At 35.8% G+C, this 4911-nt stretch carries 5 protein-coding genes; 2 read left to right on the top strand and 3 right to left on the bottom strand.

What is annotated here, in order from left to right; all coding sequences use genetic code 11:
* Window positions 1-118: 118 nt before the first annotated feature.
* Window positions 119-1072 (bottom strand): MobQ family relaxase, encoded by a 954-nt coding sequence (gene mobQ / locus FTU12_RS16110; RefSeq protein ID WP_180001892.1) that lies wholly within the window; start codon window positions 1070-1072, stop codon window positions 119-121.
* A gap of 213 nt (window positions 1073-1285) precedes the next feature.
* On the opposite strand from mobQ, the gene FTU12_RS16105 reads away from it, so the two are divergent.
* A complete protein-coding gene (locus tag FTU12_RS16105; RefSeq protein WP_180001894.1) occupies window positions 1286-1567 on the top strand; it encodes a mobilization protein in 282 nt (93 codons plus the stop codon).
* A 35-nt stretch (window positions 1568-1602) separates the two neighbouring features.
* On the opposite strand, the gene repM is transcribed toward FTU12_RS16105, so the two are convergent.
* Window positions 1603-2538 (bottom strand): replication initiation protein RepM, encoded by a 936-nt coding sequence (repM, locus tag FTU12_RS16100; RefSeq protein ID WP_159516845.1) that lies wholly within the window; start codon window positions 2536-2538, stop codon window positions 1603-1605.
* A 781-nt stretch (window positions 2539-3319) separates the two neighbouring features.
* Here repM and FTU12_RS16095 point away from each other — a divergent pair.
* Entirely contained in the window at window positions 3320-3949 is a 630-nt protein-coding gene (locus FTU12_RS16095; RefSeq protein WP_078194520.1) for a hypothetical protein, read from the top strand.
* Between the two features lie 486 nt (window positions 3950-4435).
* Here the strand turns inward: FTU12_RS16095 and FTU12_RS16090 are convergent, their stop codons facing one another.
* On the bottom strand, window positions 4436-4906 hold the full coding sequence (locus FTU12_RS16090) for a hypothetical protein (RefSeq protein WP_180001893.1): 471 nt from the start codon (window positions 4904-4906) through the stop codon (window positions 4436-4438).
* Between the last annotated feature and the right edge of the window lie 5 nt (window positions 4907-4911).

Below are 4911 nucleotides of genomic sequence, written 5' to 3'. Positions count from 1 at the left end.
CTAGCTACCTTATTGTAAAACGTCTCTAATCGCTTGTTATCATCTGCTATGGCTTCCCTGTATTCCTTCATGGATGCCAATAAAATATATAACTGGTCGTCTAAATCGTTTTGATTGCTCATAGGGAAGGCCCATTTCTATTCATGCTTTTGCGTTGTTTCAGCTTCATCGCTTGTTCTTGCTGTAGCTTTAACTGCTTTTTATGTTCCAGTTCTAGGCGTTTAGCTTCCTGATCTTTCTTCCATTGCTCAAAGCCTTGCTCAACACGGTTGAACCCTTGTTCTAAGGTTTTTTCTTTATGCTGTTGTTTGTTTTGGAGCTGTTGGCTGTTCTGCTGTTTGATCGTGTCGTTGAAACGACTAATCTCAGTATCTATGCCTTTCCTGCGCATCTGCGTGACCTTACTACCCTCATGGATAGTGGCTTGTAGCTGATTACCTTGATCGGCATAACTGCGGTGGTCGATTCTTTCCCGATACCCTGCATATTCCAGAGCATGATTGGCTAAGTTTGCCCAGGTGGCTCGAATCTGTTTAATTTCTTCCTGGCTTGTTCCCATGCCTAAGCTTTTTCTTTTGGTGTTACTTAACTCAATTTCCGATTTTTGAGTGAGGACCAGTTTATTTTCAGTATCTAATTCTGCTTTGCGAGTTGTCAGTAAGATATGTGCATGATGGTTTTTATCATCTCCACCTTTGCTAGGTGCATGAATCGCCAAATCTGCAACCACCCCATAACGGTCTACTAAAGATTGGGCAAACTCTCTTGCTAGTTCTTTTCGCTGTTCTTCATCCAGCTCGTCCGGTAGAGCAATCACCCATTCACGTGCGGTTCGGGCATCTTTCCGATTTTCTGATTTTTCCGCAAGATTCCAAACTTTGCTTCGGTCTAATTCAGTATCCAAGTTAGAAAGAATCTCTGTATACACCACACCTTCTTTTCTCGTGAAGTCGTGCGTTAACCCTGTCCGTTCATCTGTCAATTTTTCTCCTGCACGATAGGCCATAGATGCTACCGCAGTTCGTCCCGAACTTCGGTTAACGGTCTTAGTCGTACAGTGATAAATTGCCATGCCTTAGCCTTGTGATGGTTTTGCTTTTGCTTTTAAAAATTGCGTAGCAATTTTTTGGGGTTAAGGGGTATCCCCTTACGCAAACTTTGACTTGGATGAAATCCAAGTCGTAAGTGCGCATTTCATGAAAAACACGATAGCATATAGCCCGCTTGAATTTCAATTCATAGGGCCTTATGCTTGAGTGGTTTTCTATATCCCGAAATCTGAATCATGACAAAAGCTGCTGAAACTCTCGAAAAGAAAATCGAAGCCCAGTTAGAAAAGCTGAAACAGTTAAAGGCTCGCAAACAAGCTATCGAAGCTAGAGAAAGGTCAAAGCAAAAAGAGCAGGAAAGGAAGGATGATACTCGACGTAAAATTTTGCTTGGTTCTTATTTGATTAAAAAAATGAATGCCAATGAAGCCAATAAAGAAAAAATACTCGCTGAACTCAACGAGTATTTAACAGAAGATAGAGATAGAAAGCTTTTTGATTTGCCAGTTCTAAATTAATAAAAAAGGGAGCTATTTAGCTCCATTTTAAATAGTTACTTAAACCCAAGTTGCTCCAGTAGCGGATAGAACATCCTAAATTTTGGAGGTTCTAAAAGCATATCAGCAATACGGATTGCAAAATCTTCATAGCTTTCAGTTCCTCGTGAATACTCGCTCAATTCAGGCAATTTAGCCATTTTATTGGCAAATAAATGTCGTTGAGCATCTGTCATAGGGATAAAGAAATCAGGTGTATTTGGATCCCTTTTTAGGTCAACTGTCTTTTCAATCTTTGGTTGGTGTTTTTGCTTAAAAATAAATGAAAATGCTGAAATTAATCGCCCTTTTTTATGCTGTTCATACGTTGCCGTAATATCTGTATATTTATTAATTTGGTTAATAGCTGGTTCTAATACACGTTTTTTAAAATCATTCATTGCTATGTATTCAGTGTCTTCGATACCAATTTTGCTTCTGAAATCGTGTAACTCAATTTTTGGAGTTTTTCCAACTTCACGCCATGCAATCAAAAGCTCATATAAACGTATAGCGTATTTACTGGTAAGTTGGCTAACTTGTTTAAGCTGATAGCTCGTAAAATGCTGCTCAAGCCTTGTAATTAATGGAACAACATCAGGCGCAAATGTAATCTCTAATGTGGCTGAATCATCAATGTATTTAATACGGCTTACCCATCTTGATTTTACTGTGCCTATATTTCCTTTTTTATCTTGTTCTTTAAAGGAAAATTGTCGATCAAATAAGTTTAAAACAGCATTCTTTAATGCTTTATAGGCCCCATCATTGCTTATATCAAAACGGCTTGCATAGTCCTTCGCATGTATTTCTAATTTACTATCGGCTGTAATACCGTTGCCTGTTTCTCTTGCATTAAGAATTGCTAATAGTATTAAACGTTGTTCAGTTACTTCTAAATTATAACTAGCATTGATTAACGCATTATCCTTCACAACAAGCTCATTTTTCATAATCAGATTATATTGTTACTTATAATATGGACATTGTAAATTGAAGTCACTAAAGGGTCAATACCTATAATGTCCCTTTATAGAGACTAAATGTCCCTTTATAACCGACTAAATGTCCCTTTATAACCGACTAAATGTCCCTTTATAACCGACTAAATGTCCCTTTATAACCGCTAGAAGTCTTTAATAGAAAGGTTTCTAGCGGTCGTAAAAGCATTTAAAAGCTTTAAAATATATATAAAAGCCTAAGTAGGCATGAAAACAGCCCTATGCCCTCGCTAAAGCTCGGACGTTTTAACCTCGCTTTAGCTCGGTTGAGGGGCTGTTTTTTTCAAATATGAATTGAGGATTTAATAAAAAAAGAAACTATGCCTTCGCTTCGCTCAGTAGTCTTTATGCTCGCTTCGCTCGTCTAGAATTTGGCTAATACAGTTCGCACCCATTCGGGATGCTCTGTATCTTTCATTATGAAGCAAAGGGGAGTTTGTAATCAGGGAAAAGGCAGGGGCGAAATTTTAATGCCAGGTGGTCGCTCGTAGACACTCGCTCGGCTATTACTGGAAGAAGTTTAATAATTAAAATATCTAATCAAAACCGTGGAACAATGATCAAATAGTAAGCGTGGAACATAAAAAATAGAAAAGTTGCCGCCTTGTTGCTCTATGATTCAAGGCGGCAATCTCTAATATAATGATCTTGAAGGAAAAAACTGTTGTATTTCGTATAAGGTGTATTATGTTAATTTTAGAAAATCTTAAGATAATTATTAATGAGTGGCTTAATGAATAAAGAAATTTCTGTATTACTGCATGACGTTCCTACTCATGCAGATTACGCATGTGATGCAACAGATTTAGATCCAGAAGATATTCCTGAAGATCGTATAGAACAAGTCATAAATTTATTAAATTCTTCTGATGAAAATATTGTATTTGAGGCAGCAAAACTTCTGACTAATTGGGGACAATCCTCTGGTTTTGATGCATTAGTAAATTTATTAAATGAAAATAAATTAGTTGGTTATATAGATCATCGTTTACATGGTTATGATGATACACTTCAGCATGTACTTAGAGCTTTTGTTCGTTATTGGGCATTCCAAGCTGATCTAGGATTTGGTGAACAGGCTAGAATAAAAATATTTCATCCTATACAAAAGATTATAGAAATATCTAATACAGAACCATTTGATATTAGTCGCTTATTTTGGTTAATTGATGATGAAAAATACGATGAATATATTCCTTTAATTAAAAACCATTTAATCCAAATAATAGATCATCCTGAATTACAATTTTGGAAAATCCATGATGCTATTGAACTGATGCTGAAATTAGAGCCTGAGTTTGTTCATAATTTATTAGAAGAAAAAGGCAAAACATTGGAAGACTTTAAAATTAACACTTTATAAAGTTATACATTTAACATAATGGCGGTTATACGAAATTTGATAGATTTTTACTAAAACACTATTTGAAATAAAAAAAAGCCCAGTCATGGAATACTGGGTCATGGAAACTTAAATAAGGATTTATATTTTATAAGATATTTAAAAAACCATAAAAAAACTATGGTTTTTTTTGTATCAACTTGTTTGTTGTCTCTACTTCATTGAATACTTCAAATTTTTTCCGATCATTATCGAGTTTAACAACGAGAGCTAAAATAAAAATCATTATTATAAAAGCTAGGAAAATCAAATACCTTCTCATTATTAATTCCACTATAAGTGCTATAAAGTATGCTTCCCTATAGCAAATAGATAGGACATAAAGAATGAAAAGTAAAGCTCGATACTTTGAGACATGGCTATTGCCATATCTCAAAGTCGAGCCACTTTGCGATATTCGGTAGCAATAAGATTAAGAAAAGAACCGAGCAAAGTACTTGCCAGTATTTATTTAGGATCAATAACACAGTAATCCTTATTCGTTCCGTGACAGTCATTTTTCATAACTCGGACACAGGATTTACCATTACAGTTTCTAATATCGAGTTTATAGCTTTGATCTAGCCAAGCTGCTTCAGCACGACGCTGCTTGATCTCATCAAAACTTGGAATAAATAAAAATATAAAAGACAGGAAAACTAATACCAGACTAAGGAAAATTGCACACAACAAGGCAATAAATTTGTAGTTCAATTTATCGGTGGCTTTATCTAACTCCTGAATACGACCTTGAAGGGCACGTGTAGCTTCCTGATTTGCGTTATTTAGGGTCTTTTTGCTTTGTTCTAGCACCCCACTAGCTACCTTATTGTAAAACGTCTCTAATCGCTTGTTATCATCTGCTATGGCTTCCCTGTATTCCTTCATGGATGCCAATAAAATATATAACTGGTCGTCTAAATCGTTTTGATTGCTCATAGGGA

The organism is Acinetobacter sp. YH12063 (genome assembly GCF_013419715.1).
Lineage (GTDB): Bacteria > Pseudomonadota > Gammaproteobacteria > Pseudomonadales > Moraxellaceae > Acinetobacter > Acinetobacter amyesii.
Note: the sequence above shows the minus strand (reverse complement) of the source record. Positions and strands in the feature narration are given on the sequence as shown.